Genomic DNA, 20,090 nt, shown 5'->3' with positions numbered 1-20,090 from the left:
AACCGGGGGGTGCCATGCTGACCGCCAAAGGAGCCGCGACCCGGCGCCGCATCATCGAGGGCGCGGCCGCCGAGATCCGGGAGAACGGCATCGCCGCGCTCACGCTGGACGACATCCGCGCCCGCACCTCGACCAGCAAGAGTCAGATCTTCCACTACTTCCCCGGCGGCAAGGAGGACCTCCTGCTCGCCGTCGCCGCCCGTGAGGCCGACCGCGTCATCGAGGACCAGCAGCCGCACCTCGGCGACCTGACCACCTGGCAGGCGTGGCAGGACTGGCGGAACGCCGTCGTCCGGCGCTACGAGCAGCAGGGCGTCCACTGCCCGCTCGGGGTGCTGATGACCGAGCTGGGCCGTAGTACGCCGGCGGCGCAGGCGCTCACCGCCCGGCTGATCGAACAGTGGCAGGCGGCCCTGCGGGCCGGCATCGCGGGCATGCAGGCGACCGGCGAGGTCGACCGGCGGCTCGACGCCGACCGTACGGCGGCCGCACTGCTCGCCGCGGTGCAGGGCGGGGTGACCATCCTGATGTCGACCGGACGGATCACCCACCTGGAGGCCGCCCTGGACACCTCCCTGGCCCTGCTGCGCCAGAGCGTCGACGGCGAGCCAAATGTAATCGGTTAAAACGATGACACCCCTTGAAATCCTCCTCGGTCATCGGCCAGACTAATTACATGCGACATGCGTTCCCCTGTGGCAACACCGCCCTCGACTTCGTGGGGACCCTCCGCGCCCGGCGCAACCCGGCCCCGCTGGAGATGCTGGACTCCCCGGAGAGCCTCGACGCGTGGTTCCACGAGTCGGGACTGGTCGACGGCGAGACCCACTGCCGGCCGGCCGACGTCTCGACGGCGGTGGCGCTCAGGGAGGCGATCTACTCACTCGTCGCCGCGCGGCCGGCCGGCGAGGATCTCGACGAGAGCGCGCTCGCGCTGGTGAACCGCACGGCGCGCACCCCCTCGGCGATCCCGCAGCTCACCTCCGCCGGGCGGCGCGTCGAGGCCACCGCGGAGCAGGCCCTGTCCTCGGTCGCGCGGATCGCGATCGACCTGCTCAGCGGGCCGGAGGCGCAGTTGCTCAAGGAGTGCGGCCGGCCCGAGTGCACCCAGGTCTACGCCGACCACTCGCGCGGGTCACGCCGTGAATGGTGCTCCACGAAATGCCGCAACAAGGTGAACGTCGCGGCTTACCGCGCCCGCGTACGGGAGGGGCGGCGGCCCGCCGACACCCGACCGCGATGACACCGGTCTCCGGGAGACCCCGGAGACCTCCACCCTGACCACGCCGGGTCGCCCTGCGACCGCGGTGGCGGACACGCCTGCCCTCGATTCCCCGGGCACGCCTGCCCTCGATTCCCCCATGACCCCTTGATCAGTGGGCCGGCCCATGCGCGGGCCGGTCCACCGATTCCCCCTGGAAAGGACCAAGCCTTGAGACGACTGGTCGTCTTCATCATGGCGATGGTGCCGTTGCCGGCGCTGGCGCCGGTCACCGCCGACGCGGTGACCACGAAAGCGCGCACGAGTTGTACGGCGCCCGCGACGACGGCTCCCCCAGGAGCGCGGGTGGAGTCGGTGAGCGCCGTCCACGAACCGGGCGGCACGATCTCCTTCCCGCCCCAGCCTCCGGTGCCCGCCCCGCCGCCGATCAGCGGAGTCCCGGCCTACTGCGACATCACCGTCACCCTCACGCACCCGGGGGCGAACGACCACGTGCGGATCAAGGTGCTGCTGCCCGAGTCGGGGTGGAACGGCCGCTTCCAGGCGGTCGGGGGCAGCGGGTACGCCGCCGGCGACTTCGGCGCTCCGCTGATCGGCGCGGTCAAGGCGGGGTACGCGGCCGCCTCCACGGACGCGGGCCATTCACTGTCGTTCGTCGACGCCGGTTGGGCGCTGACCGCCGACGGGAAGGTCGACCTGCCGCGGCTCCGCGACTTCGCCTCCCTGGCCCCACACGAGACGGCGGTGGTCGGCAAGCAGGTCACCCAGCGCTTCTACGGCCACGGCCCGGCCTACTCCTACTGGAACGGCTGCTCCACCGGCGGCCGGCAGGGCTATATGGAGGCCCAGCGCCACCCCACCGACTTCCAGGGCATCGTCGCCGACGCACCCGCCCTGGGCTGGGACCGATTCGCCGTCGCCACCCTGTGGCCGTACGTCGTACAGAACCAGCAGCACACGTTCCTGACGTCCTGTGAGTTCGAGGCGTTCAACGCCGCTGCCGTCAAGGCCTGTGACGGCCTGGACGGAATCCGCGACGGCGTCATCGGTGACGCGCTGCACTGCCACTACGACCCTCGGCGGCTGATCGGCACCACGATCGTCTGCGACGGCGAGCCGGTCACCATCACCGCGGCCGCGGCCGACGTCGTCGCCAGGATCTGGGAGGGTCCCACCACCCTGGCCGGCACCAGGCTCGGGAACGGCCCACTGCCCGGAGCGAGCTTCACGGGGCTGTCCGCCCCGGTCACCGGACCCGACGGCACCCCCAGTTGGCAGCCCTTCATCATCGCCGCCGAGTGGGTGCAGAACTTCCTCGAGCGCCGACCCGGCTTTGACACGAGCGGCATCACCTACGCCGAGTTCGCCCGGCTGTTCCGCCAGTCCCAGGCCGAGTACCACGACATCATCGGGACCGACGATCCGGACCTGTCCGCCTTCGCTCGCGCCGGCGGCAGACTGCTGACCTTCCACGGGCTGGCCGACCAGCTCATCCCCACCCGGAACACCGTCGACTACCGGCGCCGCGTCGAACAGACCATGGGCGGTTCTGAGCGGGTCGACCGGTTCTACCGCCTGTTCCTCGCCCCCGGCGTCGCGCACTGCGGCGGCGGCGGCCCGACCCCGGCCGACCCGCTCGCGGCGGTCACCGCGTGGGTCGAGCACGGCAAGGCGCCGGACACGCTGCCCGCCACCGTGCCGGGCACGAACGCCACCCGTCAGCTGTGCCGTTATCCCCTGATCTCCCGCTACACGGGCGGCGATCCCGCCGACCCGGCCGCCTACCGCTGCGCCCACGCCTGAGCCGTCTCACTCCAGGAAGAGGAAATCACCATGGCCACCAGCTACACCGCGTTCGTCACCGCCACCGGCGAAGGACGGAACGGAGGCCGCGTCACGGCCGACGACGGCCTGCTCGACCTCGCCCTCGCCATTCCCAATGAGCTCGGGGGCGCCGGAGGGGCCACCAACCCCGAGCAACTGTTCGCCGCCGGTTGGGCCTCCTGCTTCATGGGCGCGGTGAAGAGGGCCGCCGCCCAGCGCAAGGTGCGCCTGCGCGGCCTGACCGTCGCCGCCGAGATCACCCTGCACCACGGCGACGACGACGAGTTCGAACTCAGCGCCGTCCTTCGCCTCGAACTCAGCGGCGTCGACCAGGAAACGGCCGACGAGCTCGGCGCGCAGGCCCACCAGATCTGCCCCTATTCCAAGGCCACCCGCGGCAACATCCCCGTCCTCATCGACGCCACCGCCGTCGCATGACCTCCCGTGGTGGCCGGCGGCCCGTCCCGGGCCCCGGCCACCACGGCCGCAGCCGGACGAAGAAGTCGATGTAATCACCTTGACCGATTACATATCGAGCTGCCATGCTCGTAATCAGTTGAGCTGATTACATGTTCGGGAGGGATCACGGATGATCACCAGGCGCGCATTCGCCAAGGCCCTCGGCGCGAGCGCCGCGACGGCCTCGCTGGCCGGCCTCCCCTGGGGACCGGCCGCGGCCGCCACGGCCGAGAAGACGGCCGCTTCTCGCGGGGCCGAGCCGGGGACGCGCACCTCCTTCGGCACGCTGAAACAGGTCAAGGCCGGCGTCCTCGACATCGGATACGCCGAAGCCGGCCCGGCCGACGGACCCGCGGTCATCCTGTTGCACGGCTGGCCGTACGACATCCACAGCTACGTCGACGTCGCGCCGCTGCTGGCTGCGGAGGGCTACCGGGTGATCGTCCCGTACCTGCGCGGCCACGGCACGACCCGGTTCCGATCCGAGCGCACCTTCCGCAACGCGCAGCAGTCGGTGATCGCCCTGGACATCATCGCCCTGATGGACGCCCTGAAGATCGAGAAGGCGATCCTCGCCGGCTATGACTGGGGGTCCCGCACGGCCGACATCATCGCGGCGCTGTGGCCGGAACGGTGCAAGGCCCTCGTCTCGGTGACCGGCTATCTGATCACCAACCGCGAGGCCAACGAGAACCCGTTGCCGGCGAAGCTCGAATGGGCGTGGTGGTACCAGTACTACTTCACCACCGAGCGCGGCCGCATGGGCCTTGACCGGCACCGGGACGACCTGGCGCGGCTGGTGTGGACGTTCAACTCCCCGACGTGGCGGTTCGACGACGCGACGTTCGAACGGACCGCGGCGGCGTTCCAGAACCCGGACTACGCGAGCATCGTGGTCCACAACTACCGCTGGCGGCTGGGTCTCGCCCAGGGCGACCCGCGGTACGACGGACTGGAGAAGCGGCTGGCCGCCGGACCGGCCATCGCCGTCCCGACGATCACCATCGACGGCGACCGCGACCCGTTCACCCCGGACGGCGACGGCTCGTCCTACCGGAATCACTTCTCCGGCGCGTACGCGCACCGGACGTTCCACGGCATCGGTCACAACGTGCCGCAGGAGGCGCCCGAAGCCTTCGCCCAGGCGATCATCGACGTCGACCGTCTCCGGCGCCGCTGATCACCTCCGGCGGCACCCCAGCGCGTTGCCGTCCTGGTAGTGGCCGTCGATCACGTCAGCCTCCCGATGGGCCGAATCGCTCGGTCTTGATCCGGCGTGCGTCGTGGCCGAGAGACAGGAGGATGTCCGCGGCGGTCTCGACGAACCCGGTCGGTCCGCAGACGAAGCAGTCCGGCATGAACTCCGCGGGCCAGCCTCCGGAGTTCAGGTCGGCGACGGTCAGCCTTCCCGGCGGGCGGGGCCGGCCATCGGGCGCCGCCCGGGTGTAGATGTGGGTGACGTCGAGACCGGGGTCGGGCCGGCGGAGCTCCGCCGCGTAGTACCGGTCGGCGGGGGTCCGTACCGAGTGGACGAGGCGGAACGGCGTACGGCTGCCCGCCTGACGGCGGGCGCGGATCATCGCCATCAGCGGCACGATCCCCGAGCCGCCGGCCACCAGCACCACCGGGGTCGTCTCGGCCGGCCGCCAGACGAACCACCCGCCGATGGGACCGCGGATCTCCACCGGGTCACCGAGGGACAGTCCCTCGGTGAGGTAGGAGGAGACCTCGCCGTCCGGTACGAGCTGCACGGTCAGCTCGACGCGGTCACCGTCGGCGGGTGCGGCGAGCGAGTAGCTGCGCTGGGCGCTGTAGCCGTCCTCGGCGGTGAGCCGTACGTCGACGTGCTGGCCGGCCAGGTGGCCGGGCCAGCCCGGCACGTCGAAGACCAGGGTCCGGGCCGTCGCCGTCTCCGCCCGCGTCTCGGCGAGACGGCCGACGCGCCAGGTCAGTCGCCCTGATACCGCTGCTCGCGCCATGGGTCTCCGTAGTCGTGGTATCCGGCCGTCTCCCAGAAGCCCGGCTCGTCCTCGTCGAGCAGCCGGATGCCGCGCACCCACTTGGCGGACTTCCAGAAGTACAGGTGGGGCACCAGCAGCCGGGCCGGGCCACCGTGCTCGGATACGAGGTCCGCGCCGTCGTAGCGGTACGCGATCCACGCCTGGCCGTCCAGCAGGTCCTCCAGCGGGAGGTTCGTGGTGTAGCCCCCGTAGGAGTGGACGAGCGCGTAGTCGGCGGCGGTGTCGACGTCGGCCAGCAGAGTGTCCAGCGAGACGCCTTCCCACCGGGTGCCGAGCTTGGACCACTTGGTGACGCAGTGGATGTCCACCGTCGGCCTCTCGCTGGGCAGATCCATGAGTTGCCGCCAGTCCCAGCGGTACTCCTGCCCGGCCTCGGTCGTGACGGTGAACTCCCAGTCCTCCTGGTGGACCCGCGGCGTCGGACCGGCCGACAGGACCGGGAAGTCCTCGGTGAGGTACTGACCGGGAGGGAGCTCGACCTCCGGCCGTCGGCCCCGGCCGTGGAACCCCGGTGACACGATGCCCATCATCGGCGCCTTTCGCTGATCTCCGCGTCCCGCCCGGCGGCTACGCCGTGAACGTCACGGTGGCCTCGTCGGTGTAGACGAGGAACGTCAGGGTCTCCTGGAAGTAGAGCTGGACCGTGTCCGCGTCGTGGGACAGGTAGCCGATCGACAGGTCCTGGCCGATGCGGAGTTCGAAGTCGCCGCCGCGCGTCGACAGCAGGAACGCTCCATCGATGGCGGGCGCCCAGATGATCTTTCCGTCCAGGACCCGGGCGATGTGCTCGTGGATCGGGTAGCCGTGGTCGGAGGTCTCGTTCACGGCGGTGTAGGCGTCGGCGCTGAGCACCAGCGCGTACGGCCCGCCGACGCCCGCCAGCCGCAGGGCGCTCACCGCCCGGCTGACCGCGTCCGGATAGTCGCGCACGTCGGCGGGCAGGGACAGCGCCGGATTGGCGGAGCTCTCCCCGAGCCCGGCGATGCCCCCGGCGGCGTACCCCTGGAAGATCGCACGGTCCTCGGCGAACGCGATCCGCCGCGCGGCGTCCTTCACCGGCTGCCAGTCGGCGTCCCGGGCGCCGCGCTCGACCGCGTCGACCTGCCGGCGGTCGACGGTGAACGGCACCCGCAGCTCGACGAGCGGCTGCGACCGTCGCGCGTACGCGGCGATCCCTTCGGCGGGCGCCGCGATCGGGTCGACATGCCCGGTGGAGACGGCGGACAGTTCGATCCCGCCCGGCTCCGGGACGTCGACGACGCGACGGCCGGCCACGTGGCGCCGGAAGGTCCGCCGCGCCTCCTCCTCCAGGTCGGCCCACGCGGCGTCGGAGATGGGCGCGAGTTCGCGGTGCAGGTTGTTCAACGGATGCTGCTCCTCTTCAGTCCGCCGATTCCCAGGGAACCGTCGGGTGGGCTTGCCGGCCTGTCGGAGGCCGTCTCCGCCGTGACCACGTCGGTGTCCGCGCCGAGGACGTCGGTCACGGCGGCGCCTTCGGTGGCCTCCGGCGGGAGGTCGTCGAGGAAGTCGGCGGTCGGCGCGAAGAACAGCGTCCCGGTCACCGGGGTGGAGAAGTCGAGGATCCGGTCGTGGTTGCCCGGCGGATCGCCGATGAACATGTTCTCCAGCATCTTCTCGGTGACGGCCGGGGTGCGGGCGTAGCCGATGAAGTAGGTGCCGAACTCCCCACGGCCGACGTTGCCGAACGGCATGTTGTCGCGCAGGATCTGGCGCTCGGTGCCGTCGGGGTCGGTGATGGTGGTCAGGGCGACGTGGGAGTTGGACGGCTTGACGGCGTCGTCCAACTCGACGTTCTCCAGCTTCGTACGGCCGATGACCCGCTCCTGCTCCTCCACCGGCAGGGCGTTCCACGCCTCCAGGTCGTGCAGGTACTTCTGCACGATCACGTAGCTGCCGCCCGCGAAGGCGGAATCCTCGTCGTCGATCAGGACGGCGGCCGCCGCGGCGGGGCCCACCGGGTTCTCGGTGCCGTCGACGAAGCCGAGCAGGTCGCGCACGTCGAAGTACATGAACCCCTGCACCTCGTCCTCGACGGTGACCGCTCCCCGCAGCCGGTTCATGATCTGGGAGGCCAGTTCGAAGCAGAGGTCGAGCTTCTCGGCGCGGATGTGGAAGAGCAGGTCGCCCGGGGTGGCGACCGCGCGGTGCACGGCTCCGGCCACCTCACGGAAGGGGTGCAGCTCGGCGGGCCGAGGACCGTCGAACAGACGGTCCCAGACCTCCGATCCGATGCCGGCGACGCAGCTCAGCCTGCCGTCCGGCACCCGGAAGCCGACCGACCTCGTCAGTCCCGCGAGGTCGGCCAGCAGATCCCGTGCCGTGGACTCCCCGCCGGGATCGACCGTCAGCACGAGGAAGACGGCGGCGGTCGTCAGCGGACTCAGCACCGGCTGCGGTACGCCTGCCCGCTCAGCGTCCACCATCCAGGTCCCCCCTTTTTTCGGCCGCTTCGGGAAAGCGTGCCATGAGGGGTTCCTTCCCCGCTTTCCGGGGTGGCGTTCGGTCAGACGGGCACGTTCGCCCTGCTCCGGCGCGTCCGTCCACGATGCCGCCGCCAGGACGGCCCGGACTCGGCCGCCGAGACGTACATCGGGCAGGCCGTGACCGTACGGCGCAGCGGGCGGGACCCGGGGTCATTGGCCTGGATCGCGAGGCTCACCAGGGACTGCAGGAGGAACAGGTCGCCGTCGGTGTCCAGATGGACCTGCGCCCAGCCGGCGGCCGGAGAGAGGTCGACGCGGCCCGAGGCGGTGAGGGCGGTGCCGAGCCGGGAGATGACCTCTTGGGTCAGGAGGACCTCGGCCAGGTCCCCTCCGTGGAGATGAACGATCTGCAGGCCGTGCAGGGCCAGGGCACGGCCGGGTGGACAGTCGGCGCGGCATTCCGTCAGTGGCCACTTCTGGAATCGATCGATCACCAGGTCGGCGTACGAGATGGGGCGGTGTCCTGCGCTCATGGATGCCAGAGTGGCGGAATACCGGACCGTAGCGCCGATCGGCGGATGACCTGGTGCGATTCGCCGTTTCCAGGTGCTCTCCCGGAATTCCTGGTGCGTTCCTGGAACCCTTCCGAGCGGGGTCCTCGGCCGTACAAACGGGTACGAGAACGCGAACTTCTGGATAACTGGCAGGTTCGGCACCGGTTCCGGCGGCACTGTGGGGAGCGCCGCGCGACGCGCGCCCGCGCGGCGAAGAGCGCGAGACGGACGGAGCGGGTGTTGGACTCCCATGTCGACCGGAGGGCGGAGTTCACCCGCGGCCTGGCCGTCCGTCTGGCCGGGACCGAGCCGGCCGTACTGGCCCAGCGCACGGGGCTGCTGGAGGAGACGGTCAAGGCGGTGTCGTCCGGCGACGGCGAGCTGATGTCGTGGGAGGTCGTCAGCGCGTGCCTCGCCGCGGCGGGCGCCGACGGCGTCGAGGTGGGCGAGGCGCGCGGCCGGTGGAGTGCGGCCGAGCACGCCCTCTGGGACGAATGGGGCGAGGAACTGCGCGCGGCGTTCGAACGGAACGGACACGGCAAGCCCACGAAGGTGGTCGAGGCGTACCGGGAGAAGGTCCCGTGGCGGCAGCTGACCGAGCGGTACCCGGTGACCTTCAAGCCCTGGACCGAGCCGACGTTCGCCGCCGAGCGGCGGCTGCCCGATCCGTCGGCGGCGGGCGACATCCGGGACTTCTACCTGCTCCTGGCGGAGCTGCGCGGCTGGGCGGGCTCGCCGCGGCAGACCGAGATCGAGAAACGCTCGTGGGGCACGCTCCCCGACGCCACGATCAGCGCGATGCTCCAGAAGGACCGCTGGCGCACCACCAGCGACCGGGAGCGCGTCAGGGTAGGGCATTTCGCGCGGGCCTGCGGGCTGCCGGCCGCGGAGGTCGCGCGCTGGGTCGAGGCGTACGAGCGTCTCCGGCACGTCCCCCCGACGGACGACCTGGCCCGTGCCCGCGCCGAAGGAGCCGAACTGCGCCGGCGACTCGCGGCGGCCCAGGCCGAGGCGGAGGCGCTTCGCGAACGCCTGGCCGAGGCGGAGACGTTCCGGGAACACCCGCCGGTGGCGGAGGGACTCCGGGAGCGCCCGGCGGAGGCGGGTGGGATCCGCGAACGCGTGGCCGAGGCGGAGGGGTTCCCGGAACGCCCGGCCGCGGCCGAGAGCCGGCCGCGCACCGAGCAGGAGGCCGCCCCGGCGAGGGGGGCGCCCCCACGGGAGCGGTGGTTCTCCCGCAGGCGGCGGTCACTGTCGGTCGCCGCCGCCGCGCTGGTGTTCGCCGCCGGCGCCGGGGCGGCCCGGCTGGCCGGCGTCGCCACGTCGCCGGCGGACCGTGCGCTGTGCTTCTCCGGAACGCTCCACCTGGTCGGCTCGACCGCGTTCGAGCGGACGGCCGACATCATCCGGCGGGGCTACGAGGCCCGGTGCCGGGACGCCCGGATCGAGGTGAGCGCCATCGGGTCCAACGAGGGAGTACGCGCCCTCACCACGGGCAACGCCGCCTCGACCATCGCGATGCACGACGGCTATCTCACATCCGACTCCGACGAGGTGCGGCTCCGGGGTTTCCGGGGCTTCCCGGTCGCGCTGGTGGCGTTCGCCGTCATCGTCGACAAGGGCACGAACGTGACCGGTCTGTCCCTCCAGGACCTGCGCTCCATCTACGCGCCGGACGGCCCCACCGACTGGAAGTCGATCAAGGGCGGCAGGGACCTGCCGATCCGGCTGGTCAGCCGGACCGAGGGGTCGGGGACCCGGGGCATCTTCGAGGAGCACGTGCTGAGGGGGCCGGAACCGGACCTGTCGTCCAGCGACTGCCGGCGCAAGGACGATCTCCGCGCCGCGCTGCACGTCATCCGCTGCGAACGCAGCAGCCAGGCGCAGGTCCTCGACACGGTCGACACGGTCCCCGGCACGATCGGGTACGCCGAGGTGCACGTCGCCTCGGACGCCCGCCGCTATCCCAACGTGCGCATCATCGCTCTGGACGGCAGGATGCCGACGGCGTCCCCGACGATGGATCGCTACCCGTTCGTCGCCCCGGAGGTCTTCTACACCTACGGGCCGCCGCCGAACGGCAGCGCCGCCGCGGCGTTCCTCACCTTCCTCGCCGATGACGACGCCAGGAGGCTGCTCCGCCAGGCGGGCGCACCCGTCTGCGTCGGCCCGGGTTCGCTGATCACGGCACCCTGCCAGCCGAATTGAGCTCCCGGGGCACCACCGGACGAGGCGAACGACAACGTTGTCACGGACGTCAGCCCGCACGGGGTTCGGGATCCGTCGGCCACGCGGGGCCGCCGGGCAGATCGGCGGGATCGCACGGATGGCCGATCCACCGCTCGAGCTGATCGAGCTGCCGGCGAGCCGTGGCCGCCGCGTGCCGGGCCTCCGCCCGTACGCCGGGATCGTCCGCCAGCGCGGCGGCGTGGTCGAACCAGAGTGCCGCCTCGGCGTGCTGGTCGTCCTTGGCGCAGCGGTTGCCGGCCGCGAACGCCGCGTCGACCAGGTCCTCACGGGCGATGAGCGGGCCGGCGGCCATGAGGTGACGGGCGATGTGCACGGGATGGCGGTGCGGCAACTCGGCCAGCGCGCGAGCCGCGGCCGCGTGCAGCAACTGCCGGCGGGCCGGGGTGAGGTCCTGCAGCACCAGCTCGCGTACGAGGTCGGGCATGAGGTATCGCCCGGGGCGGCCGGGAGCGGTGCCGTCCTCCCAGTTCAGCACCCGCGCGGTGACGGCCGCGTCGATGAGGGACAGCAGCTCCTCACGGCTGATCGTCCGGATCCGGAGCAGGAGCTCGGGGTCGAGCTCTCCACCCGTCACCGCGATGGCCTGCAACATCGTGAGCACGCGTTCGTCCAGCAGGTCCATGCGCGCGCGCAGCACCCTGCTGACGGACGCGGGAAGCCGCGCCCCCGGTCCCGTCCGTTCCTCACTGGGCAGCTCGAGGATCTCGGTGATGAGGAAGGGGTTCCCCTCGCCGCGCCGGTGCAGCTCGGCCGCCTCTCGCTGATGGAGCTCGCTGCCCGGGGCGCTCGGGTTGAACGGGGTGGCCCGGCGTTGCATCAGCTCGTGGACGTCCGCGACGGTGAGCGGGTCCAGCGGCAGGAGGGTGGCGCGGGTCTGCCGGACGAGCAGCGCGAGGAGCTCGCGCAGCCCCGCGTCATCGGTGTCCTGCGTCGTGCAGACGACGATGAGCGGCACGTCCCGCAGCAGCGCGGCGTAGCTGGCGAGCAGGCGCCGGAAGCGCGGGCCGGCCCGGTGCAGATCCTCGATCAGGCAGATCGTCGGCTGTCGGGTCAGCCGTTCCGCGAGCTCGCCGACGACGGCCTCGGATCCACCGTCCAGGCGGATGTCCGGGTACGCCATCGAGATGAGCCGGCCCATGGGGTCCGCCCCGTCCGCCTCCGAACCGATGTCGATGCCGCACCGGACCCACACGGTCTTGAACCCGGCGTCCACGGCCCGGGACGCGAACTCCTCGGCCAGCCGCGTCTTGCCGATGCCCCCTTCCCCGGACAGCACCACCCAGCGGGTACGGCCCTGGCCCGCGTCGCTCAGGATCTCCTCGAACCGGGCCAGTTCGCCGGTCCGGCCGACGATGGACGAGGTCATACCCGCCGGGCGTCCCACGAGCGGGGCAGGTGCCGCATGCGAGCGGAACGGAGCGAGAGCCGCCACGTCCTGGCGGAGCACCGCCACGTGGACGTCGCTGAGCTCGGGTCCCGGCACGGCGCCCAGTTCCTCGCCGAGCAGCGTACGGATCGCCTCGAAACGCCGTAGCGCCTCCGCGGGCCGGCCCGCCAGGTACAGGGCGCGCAGCAGCAGCGCCCACGCGGCCTCGCGCAGCGGAGACCGCGTGGTGAGCTCCTCGGCGATGACGGCCGCCTCATCGGGACGACCCTCGTGGAGGAGAACGGTGGCGTGCAGTTCACCCGCCGCCAGCCGGATCTCCTCCAGCCGGGCGATCTCCCTCTCGGCGAAGGCGTAGTTGGCCGCGTCGGCCAGCGCGGTGCCGCGCCACAGGGCCAGACCGCGCTGCACCTCCCGGCGGGCCTCGGCGAGCCGTCCGCGGGTCAGCAGCCCGCGCGCGTGGCTGACCGTCTCCTCGAACCGGGTCGAGTCCCGGGTGTGAGGCGGCGTGTTGAGCGTGTACCCCGCCGACCCGCTGAGCAGGACGGTGTGCCCTCCCCGCCGCGTACGATCCGGCTCCAGCACGGCGCGCAGCCGGCTGATGTGCGAGTGGATGGAGGACAGGGCGCCCGCGGGCGGGCTCCCTTCCCACAGGTCCTCGCCCAGGCGGTCCGCCGACACCGGACGGCTGTCGGCGATCAGCAGCCGGGCGAGGAGGACACGCCGTTTGGGCGGGCCGAGGTCGAGCCGGGCGTCACCCGACCAGACCTCCAGCGGGCCCAACAGCACGAACCTCAGGTGCTCGCTCAATCGTTCGCCTTCCACAACCGCGTTCGCCTGCTCCGCCGGCTCGGGGCATGGCGTGTCGGAGATCGGCAAGGCCGGTGGTCGATCAGCCGAAGGACCAGATGTGGTCGTCCTTGGGGTCACATGGGAAGAGGGTGAGCCGGGCGTCCTTCCCGCCGGACCCGTAGTAGCCCGACACGTCCAGGCAGAGCTTGTGGCTGACGTAGTTGCGGATCCAGAAGTGGCCCGTGCTTCTCTTCTCGAGGTACCACATCTGGTTGTCGTGCAGCCCTGGGTAGCAGTAGTTCTCCGACAGGGCGGTACGGGCGGGCGCGGCACCCGCGCCTGGCACATCGAAGCAGTAGTTGTCCTTGCTGTTGCGGATGGTGAACAGGTCGGCCCCGTGCGGTCCGGCTCCCTTCATATTGACGACAAGATCCCAGAGTTGGTTGTCACCATTTGAGCGGGTGCAGGTGAACTGGTTGATCGGGCCCTCGATGCTGCCGTTGCCATAGCCGGGGACGTCGGCGCACAGGCCGGTCATCGTGTTGTGCAGCAGGACGCGCGTGACCGTGGAGAACTTCGGTCCGGTCGGGAAGCGTCCGCCGGTGCTCGTCACGCCGACCTTGCCCTTGTCCGCCTTGGTCCCGTGTTTGCCGGCGGCCGCCGTGGCGGAGGACTTGGCCGCGGTCTCCCCGCCCTTCGTGCCCTTCTTCGGGGTCGCGGACGCCGACGGTGACGGTGACGCGGCGGGGGTCGGCGAGGTGGAGACGTACGCGCCCGGCGCCGCCTGCCCGTCGCCGGCCATCACCCTGTCCGCCGCCGCGATGGTGCGTTGTTTCTTGCCGTCGTGGTGTCCCGTCCCGATCAGCAGGATCGGGATCGAGAGCAGGACGACCCCGCCGATCGCCACGGCGGCGAGTACGGGTTTGCGCGGCCGGTCCGGCGGCATCTCGTCGCCTGCCGCCGCGGTGCCGTCCGACGCCGCCGGCACCACCGCGACGTTCCGCAGCCACGCGGTGCGCTTCTCCTTCTTGGCGGCCTTGTCGTCCTTCTTGGCGGCCTTGTCGCCGGCCGCCGGCTCCGTGGCCTCAGCCGGTGACGCCGTCGGCTCCGGAGCGCTCTCAGAGCCCTCAGAGCCCTCCTCGGACGCGGCCGAACCGGCCGTACCGGCGTCGGCGCTCTCCCCTCCGGTGGAATCGGACCGGTCGCCCTCCGGTTCGGACGCGGATCCGGTGGCCGGGGTCTGCTCCTCATCGGGCGTGGAAGCGGGGGCGGGAGCCTGCTCGTCCGCCGAGGCGATAGCGGCGGCCGAAGTCGGCTCGTCCGCGGGGCTGAGGTCGGAGGCCGGTGCCAGGTCCGCCGCCCCCTCCATGTCCCCTTCGGGCAACTCGACCGGTCGGCGGATGCCGAGCGGCTTCGTGTGGTCACCGGATCCCGGCTGGGAAGACACGATGTTTCTCCTTTGATGTTCGTATCAGTTCGCGGATGGGGCCGGCGGTCAGCCTGGTCTTGAGGGCTCCTGCCATCCCGTGGCTCCATCCAGTGGCTCGGCGCAGCGGACGGGCCAGACGGCCGGAGACGGTCCTCCGGCCGAGGGCGCCTGCCGGCGCAGCGCTTCGTCGAGCCTTTCCAGAGCGGCCTGATCGGCGTCACCGAGCACGCCGGGCCGGTCGCCGGTCGCCGATCCCGTACGGAGGATCTCGCTCAGCAGGACGATCGGAGCCTGACCGGCGGACCGTACGCCGAGCACGCGGAAGGCGGTGCCGGGAGGGAAGACGATCTCGTCCGACGCGGCACCGGATCCGGAACCGAGCAGCGGGCGCACCCGCCGACCGGTCGAGGACCAGATGACGTATCCACCCGTCGCGGCGGACAGCCCCACCGCATCCCCGATCGGCAGCGCGCTGACCGGTCCCGGCCCGCGCAGCACCGTTCCCGGCACGAACCGCTCCAGGTCGCCGTCGGCGGGCAGCCCGCCGCGCACGGCGGCCCCCCGGTACGACGGCAGGCGGCTCAGGCCGGAGGCGAGGCAGGCGAGGTACGAGTCGGGCAGCCCGGCGCCGCCCGGTGATCCCGGCTCCTGTCCGTCCGGCTCGCCGAGCCCGCCCGACAGGTGGACGTGCACCGCGACGAGGTCGGTCCGTGCCGCGTCCACCTGCCCGCCGCGCAGCGCCGGCATCCGGGTCATCGCGCGATTCACCGCGGCGCCATGCCGCTCCCAGATCCGTTGCACGAGGGACCGGAACTCCGCTCGTTCCGCCTCCGTGCTGCGGCGGAGCGGTTTCACGGCAGGTCCGGGCCGTACTCCCCCGGTGGCGGGGGCGGGACCGGCGCGGTGCTCGGCGGGCGGGGACGGAGGAGACACCCGGGCCTCAGTGGCCGCCGGAGGCTGCGTGGCGGCCGGAGGTCGCGGCATGGCCGGAGGCCCCGGAGCGACCAGGGGCCCAGGGGCGACCGACGGCCCGGGAGCGACCAGGGACTCCGGGGCGGCCGGAGGTTCGGGGGGCTCGGGAAGGGCCGAGGTCGTCGCCGGGGGCTCCGGAGGGCCCGGGAGCTCCGAGGGCTCCGGAGGGGCCTCGGCCTCGGGCGCGGTCGGGGTCGGGGTCCTTGGAGCGGATGGCGGTTCCGTGGGCGCGCCGGGGGCTTCGGATGCCTCCGGTTCGCCGGACGTGACGGACACGGGCGGAGTCTTCGCCGGGTTCGGCGAGAGCGGTTCCGCGCCGCCTCCCTCCCCCGGCCCGGTCGACGGCGTCGCACCGGTACGGTCCTCCGGCGCGGGGGCCGGTGGGGCGGGATGTTCCGGCACGGAGGCCGGTGGGGCCGGATGTTCCGGCGCGTGCAGCGGCTCCTCGACTCGGTGCGGAGCCGAGCCTTCCGTCACGTCCCCGGGAGGATTCGGGGCCATTGGTGCTTCGCGCTCGGGCGGGGGCAGACTCGACTGCGCGGCCACGAGATCGGGGAGGTCGATCCGGGCGGAATGGGCGAACGCGTCGGCCGCCGGTCCGGCGGAGTTCGCTCGTGCGGGTTCCGAGTGAACGGTCGCGTCGCCGGAAGCGTCCGTTCTCGCCCCAGGTGGCGCGGCGGGCGGCTCGGCGGCCCGCTCCGCCTGAGACCAGGCGGAGCGCGGCGTCGCGACGGTCCGTACGGTGGGCGACGCGGGAGCGGGCGCGGCCTCGACCGGTCGCGGCTCCACCAGCGCCACGTTGTGCTCGATGGCCAGCCGGAGCAGCCGGAATCCCGCGTCGTCCGCCCCCTCCGGCGGTGCGGCCCGGTGCAGGGCGACGAACTCACGCACCCCGGTACCCAGGTCGGACAGCAGGCGGGACAGACCGGTGAAGAGCGCGTCGTCGGCCGGCGCGCCGCGGAGGTTCACCTCGATCGCCAGTTGTTCCGGTGCCACGGGCCGCCCGGCGACGGCGGACGGCTCGCCGTGGGGGCCCACCACCAGCCCGGACCTCGTCACCGCGACCTGCCAGCGATCCGAGAGACGAATGACGCCGTCGTCCGTCCGGACGCCCTCGGACAGGGGCGACCGCCAGCGCAGCAGCCGGGGCTCGGCGGGAGCGTCCGCCCCGTCGGCGCCGTACGGGCGGCAGGCGACGGCCTCGACGAACGGCGCCCAGGTCGGCTCGGCGTCGGCGCCGATGAGGACCGGCCGGACGCCGGCCTCGGTGTCGGAGCCGACGACCAGCGGGAGGCCGGTCCACACCTCCACGTCGGCGCCGAGGATCTCGGCGGTGTCCTGAGCGACGGACAGCAGGTCCACGGGACCGCACGGAGCGAGCCGGACCGCCGAACGGGTCGAAGTGGGCAGGGCCGTCAACAGGGAGGCGATCTCCTGCGCCGGGACCTCCGCGTCGCCGCTGAGCCGGGACGCGCCGACCAGGACGGTGAGGTGGTCACCGTCCACCGGAACGGAGTAGCAGAGCTCCGCCGCCCAGGCTCTCGGCTCCCGCGCGGACCGCAGGAGGAGGCCGGCGGGAACCTGCTCCACGACGTACCCGCCCGCGGTACGGCCGGGCAGCCGCGCGAGCGCGGGCTGCCAGACCGGCGCCGGACTGCGCGGCCCGAGAGGCGACGGTTCCGTCCCGGACGTGAACGACCGCCAGCCGAGGCCGGGCCCGTCGGTGCCCTGGGCCAGCAGGGAGCCGCCGGGCAGGATGAGGACGCCCGCGTCCGGGGCGATCACCTCGATCCCCCAGGCGTCGGCGATCCGCTGCGCGAGGGCGGGGCGGTCGGCGCGTTCACCGCCCGCGCCCGACAGCACGAGCCGAACCGTGGTGACCCCCTTGGCGCGCAGGGAGTCGAGGACGGTGCCGAGCCGGGCCCAGAGTTCGCCGCCCGCGTCGTCCGCGCCGACGACGAGGGTGAAGTACTCGTCCACGCCGGCGACGGCGCGGGCGAGTTCGGCGACGTCCTCGGGGCGTGGCGCCGCGTCCGGAGAGGAGCGCAGCAGGATCAGACCGTCGTACTCGTCGACCACCACCGGGGCCCGGCTCTTCGCGCGGGCCGCGCCGCTGCTCCCCGGCCCTGTCGAGGCGGCGGCGCCCTGCCTGCCCTGCCCGGGACGGCGGATGGGCGTCCTTCTCCAGCGGGTCACGATTCACCTCCGGCGACGGCGGCGGTGGCGGCGAAGGACCTCCCGATCACCGGATCCGTCACCGCACACCTCCTTCGCGTTACGCACAGCGAGCCGAGGCCACCCCTCGATCCGTACGGAGGCGATTCGGCGAGAGGTTGCCTCGCATACGCATACGGACGCGATGGCGCTTTCGGTTCACCACAGGCGACCGTATTTTCACCGTCGCACCCACCTCGACCGTTTTATACGGTCGCGCCGCCTCTGCGGCGCCGATGGGCGAAATCGGATCAGGTCTCCTCACCTGCCGGGATACGGGATCAGGCCTCCTCGGCGGCCGGACGCACCGGCGGCCCGACGTCCGCACTCTGATCACCGACCTCGCCGGCGTCCGCATCCTCATCACCACCGGCGTCCGCGCCGGTCTCTTCCAGCGCCTCCAGGAGCATGTCGGTCTCCACCGTCATGCTCACCGGGGCCGAGGGGTTGAGGTAGAGGACGTGCTCCTCGGGCAGCGAGTCGACCAGTTCCCACAGGTCCATCAGCTCGAACGCCAGCCGGCCTGCGGCGTGGAGGTAGACGGGCGAGGTGAACACGGGGATCACCGGCGTCTTTCCGTCCGGTGCCGTCGCGGCCAGCGGGTCGCCGTCGGGGGTGACGAGGACCGCCACCTCCTTCATGGTGGCCAGCGCCCGGGGCACCGCCTCGCCGGGTCCGTAGCCGGTCGCCGCGAGCTGCACCGCCGCGTCCACGTCATCGGCCGGCTCGGGCCAGCCGAGAGCGGTCGGCGACGGCCGGTAGTCCTCGTTCTCCCGCCACTCGACGATCTCGCCCTCCGGGCTCGACCGCCACTGGCCGAGCATCGCCCACGAGGGCGGCTCCCCCTCACCGGTCCAGGCGGGGTCGACCATCCCGAGCCAGTGGTCCGGGGCGAGCCGGGCGGCCTCCCGGATCGAATCCGGGATCGGGGGCATGTTGTCCGTCGTCATGATTCCAACCAGGTGATGTAGAACCCCGAGAAGGCGGACCTGAATCCCTGAGCCGTGAGCGGTGGGGGATGCAGTCGGTTCCACGGGTTGTACAGGTGGATGAAGCCTTGGTCGTCCACGAGGACGACGTCGTAGTAGTGGCCCTCGAGAAGGCCGGCGGCGAGTAGCTGATCGCCGCCTTCCTCCGGCGATTGTGTGCCCACCACGATCGGCTTGTTCGCGGCGAGCAGCGTACGGAAGCCGTCGAGGAGCCGCTGGTCCGCGTCGGGACCGGACGGTTCGTAGAAGCCGGGGATCTCGAGGAACGACGAAGGCAGGCCGGTCAGCTGGGTGAGCATCTCGGCGCCCTCCTCCTGGAGGTTGCCCTGGTGGAGGCGGACGTACCCCTGCGGGACGGCTTCGTCGTCTCCCCCCATCGCCGTCCATCCGTCGATCCATCGCTGCCATCGTTCGGCGCTCCAGGTCTGGTCGATTCCGGCGAACGCCTTCTCCATGATCGGCGCCCATGCCGTTCCCCCTCCACGCGCGAAGGCGGGCGTCCCGGGGTCGTCGGCGAAGACGGGAAGGTCGGGCGTCACGGTGAGGGTGATGAGCCTTCCGGTCGGCCGGTACAGGTCGCCCTCCTCCACGTATTCCGCCTCGTTCAACGACACCTGGTAGTTGCCGTCCCCGGTCTCTCGTACGCGGCCGGCGATGACCTGCGGGTATCGCGCCGCGACCGCGCCGATCAGGGTGATCAGCTGGCAGTCGTCGAGGCCGCCCTGATGGATCTGCAGGCGCGTCGGCACCCCGTCGAACAGCGGAGCGCGGGTGCCGTCCGCGTACTGCAGGGGCCAACCGTAGCCGTCGGGAACCGACTCCGGGTCTTCGTTCGCGTCCTGGAACTCGGGGCGCTCCACGTAGGCCGTCAGCCGGCCCGCGTCCGTGCCCGTGGCGGTGGACGCGTTGTGGAGGGCGGGGTCCGGAAGGGCCGGCGCTTCGGGCGGCTGCGGGATCTCGCCGAGCACCAGCCGTACGCCCAGCGCCCGGGCCGCGGAGTCGACGGCCGCCAGCATCTCCGCCCGCGTCTCATGACCGGCGAGCGGATCCTCCATCGCCAGCCGGAACCGCTGGACACGGGTGAGGCTCGCGACGGGCAGGGCACCGCCCTGCAGGACCGCCTGGGTGTCCTGGACGGTCGTCAGCGGGATCCCGGCGTTCTTCAGGTCGTGGACCCGGACGGGTCCGTCCTCGCCGAAGAGCGGCGCGGACGCGGGCAGGCTCTCCTCGGTCAGACCCGCCATCAACCGGTCGAACGGGGAGCCCGTCGCCGTGGACGGCTCACCCGCCGTAGGCGGTTCGTCCCCGGTCCGCAGGAGGGACGCTCCACGGTCGAGCGCCCGTGCCAGCGCCCTGCCGAACGCCTCGCCCTCCTGCGGGACGATCGGCAGTTCGGCCAGGCCTCCACCGGGCTCCTCCGGCACTTCGGAGCCGGGGGCGGTGACGGTCTCGCCGCCGGGTGACGCCTGCGGCAGCGGTTCCGCGATGCGCTCCGACGCGGGACCGAAGTGGTCTACGCCTCCGTCGGGGCGGTAG

The 20,090-nt window shown here is 72.3% G+C and carries 16 protein-coding genes; 6 read left to right on the top strand and 10 right to left on the bottom strand.

Annotation, left to right across the window (positions count from 1 at the left end; genetic code table 11):
* Positions 1-14 precede the first annotated feature (14 nt).
* The 5 genes from ABD978_RS37625 (at position 15) to ABD978_RS37605 (ending at position 4,685) form a co-directional block, all read left to right on the top strand.
* The gene (locus ABD978_RS37625; RefSeq protein ID WP_345365332.1) at positions 15-626 is read left to right on the top strand and encodes a TetR/AcrR family transcriptional regulator; all 612 of its coding nucleotides are present in this window, start codon (positions 15-17) and stop codon (positions 624-626) included.
* Between the two features lie 50 nt (positions 627-676).
* On the top strand, positions 677-1,243 hold the full coding sequence (locus ABD978_RS37620) for a CGNR zinc finger domain-containing protein (protein WP_345365330.1): 567 nt from the start codon (positions 677-679) through the stop codon (positions 1,241-1,243).
* 189 nt (positions 1,244-1,432) lie between these two features.
* Positions 1,433-3,025 carry a tannase/feruloyl esterase family alpha/beta hydrolase gene (locus ABD978_RS37615; protein WP_345365328.1) on the top strand — a complete coding sequence of 531 codons (1,593 nt, stop codon included), beginning with the start codon at positions 1,433-1,435 and terminating at the stop codon, positions 3,023-3,025.
* A 30-nt stretch (positions 3,026-3,055) separates the two neighbouring features.
* Positions 3,056-3,484 (top strand): organic hydroperoxide resistance protein, encoded by a 429-nt coding sequence (locus ABD978_RS37610; protein WP_345365326.1) that lies wholly within the window; start codon positions 3,056-3,058, stop codon positions 3,482-3,484.
* Between the two features lie 151 nt (positions 3,485-3,635).
* Positions 3,636-4,685, top strand: coding sequence for an alpha/beta fold hydrolase (locus ABD978_RS37605; protein WP_345365324.1), 1,050 nt, complete (start codon positions 3,636-3,638; stop codon positions 4,683-4,685).
* Positions 4,686-4,740: 55 nt separating this feature from the next.
* Here ABD978_RS37605 and ABD978_RS37600 read toward each other — a convergent pair whose 3' ends face one another.
* The 5 genes from ABD978_RS37600 to ABD978_RS37580 form a co-directional block, all read right to left on the bottom strand.
* A complete protein-coding gene (locus tag ABD978_RS37600) occupies positions 4,741-5,484 on the bottom strand; it encodes a ferredoxin reductase (RefSeq protein ID WP_345365322.1) in 744 nt (247 codons plus the stop codon).
* Entirely contained in the window at positions 5,454-6,053 is a 600-nt protein-coding gene (locus tag ABD978_RS37595) for a sulfite oxidase-like oxidoreductase (RefSeq protein WP_345365320.1), read from the bottom strand. The genes ABD978_RS37600 and ABD978_RS37595 overlap by 31 nt, the downstream gene beginning before the upstream one ends.
* A 40-nt stretch (positions 6,054-6,093) precedes the next feature.
* A complete protein-coding gene (locus tag ABD978_RS37590) occupies positions 6,094-6,891 on the bottom strand; it encodes a family 1 encapsulin nanocompartment shell protein (RefSeq protein ID WP_345365318.1) in 798 nt (265 codons plus the stop codon).
* The gene (locus tag ABD978_RS37585) at positions 6,888-7,970 is read right to left on the bottom strand and encodes a Dyp-type peroxidase (RefSeq protein ID WP_345365316.1); all 1,083 of its coding nucleotides are present in this window, start codon (positions 7,968-7,970) and stop codon (positions 6,888-6,890) included. Before ABD978_RS37585 ends, ABD978_RS37590 begins: the two co-directional genes overlap by 4 nt.
* An 80-nt stretch (positions 7,971-8,050) precedes the next feature.
* Complete coding sequence (locus tag ABD978_RS37580; protein WP_345365314.1) at positions 8,051-8,503, bottom strand: luciferase domain-containing protein; 453 nt, start codon at positions 8,501-8,503, stop codon at positions 8,051-8,053.
* 261 nt (positions 8,504-8,764) lie between these two features.
* On the opposite strand from ABD978_RS37580, the gene ABD978_RS37575 reads away from it, so the two are divergent.
* Entirely contained in the window at positions 8,765-10,732 is a 1,968-nt protein-coding gene (locus tag ABD978_RS37575) for a substrate-binding domain-containing protein (protein ID WP_345365312.1), read from the top strand.
* Positions 10,733-10,781: 49 nt separating this feature from the next.
* Here the strand turns inward: ABD978_RS37575 and ABD978_RS37570 are convergent, their stop codons facing one another.
* The 5 genes from ABD978_RS37570 to ABD978_RS37550 all read right to left on the bottom strand — a co-directional run.
* The gene (locus tag ABD978_RS37570) at positions 10,782-12,968 is read right to left on the bottom strand and encodes an ATP-binding protein (protein ID WP_345365310.1); all 2,187 of its coding nucleotides are present in this window, start codon (positions 12,966-12,968) and stop codon (positions 10,782-10,784) included.
* Positions 12,969-13,050: 82 nt separating this feature from the next.
* On the bottom strand, positions 13,051-14,397 hold the full coding sequence (locus ABD978_RS37565) for an RICIN domain-containing protein (protein WP_345365308.1): 1,347 nt from the start codon (positions 14,395-14,397) through the stop codon (positions 13,051-13,053).
* Between the two features lie 48 nt (positions 14,398-14,445).
* Positions 14,446-17,547 (bottom strand): hypothetical protein, encoded by a 3,102-nt coding sequence (locus tag ABD978_RS37560; protein ID WP_345365306.1) that lies wholly within the window; start codon positions 17,545-17,547, stop codon positions 14,446-14,448.
* Between the two features lie 299 nt (positions 17,548-17,846).
* On the bottom strand, positions 17,847-18,515 hold the full coding sequence (locus tag ABD978_RS37555; RefSeq protein ID WP_345365304.1) for a type VII secretion system-associated protein: 669 nt from the start codon (positions 18,513-18,515) through the stop codon (positions 17,847-17,849).
* The coding region (locus ABD978_RS37550; RefSeq protein ID WP_345365301.1) for a hypothetical protein at positions 18,512-20,090 on the bottom strand (1,579 nt) is incomplete at its 5' end. The genes ABD978_RS37550 and ABD978_RS37555, both read right to left, overlap by 4 nt.

This window comes from Actinoallomurus liliacearum (genome assembly GCF_039542035.1).
In the GTDB taxonomy this organism is placed as follows: domain Bacteria; phylum Actinomycetota; class Actinomycetes; order Streptosporangiales; family Streptosporangiaceae; genus Actinoallomurus; species Actinoallomurus liliacearum.
Note: the sequence above shows the minus strand (reverse complement) of the source record. Positions and strands in the feature narration are given on the sequence as shown.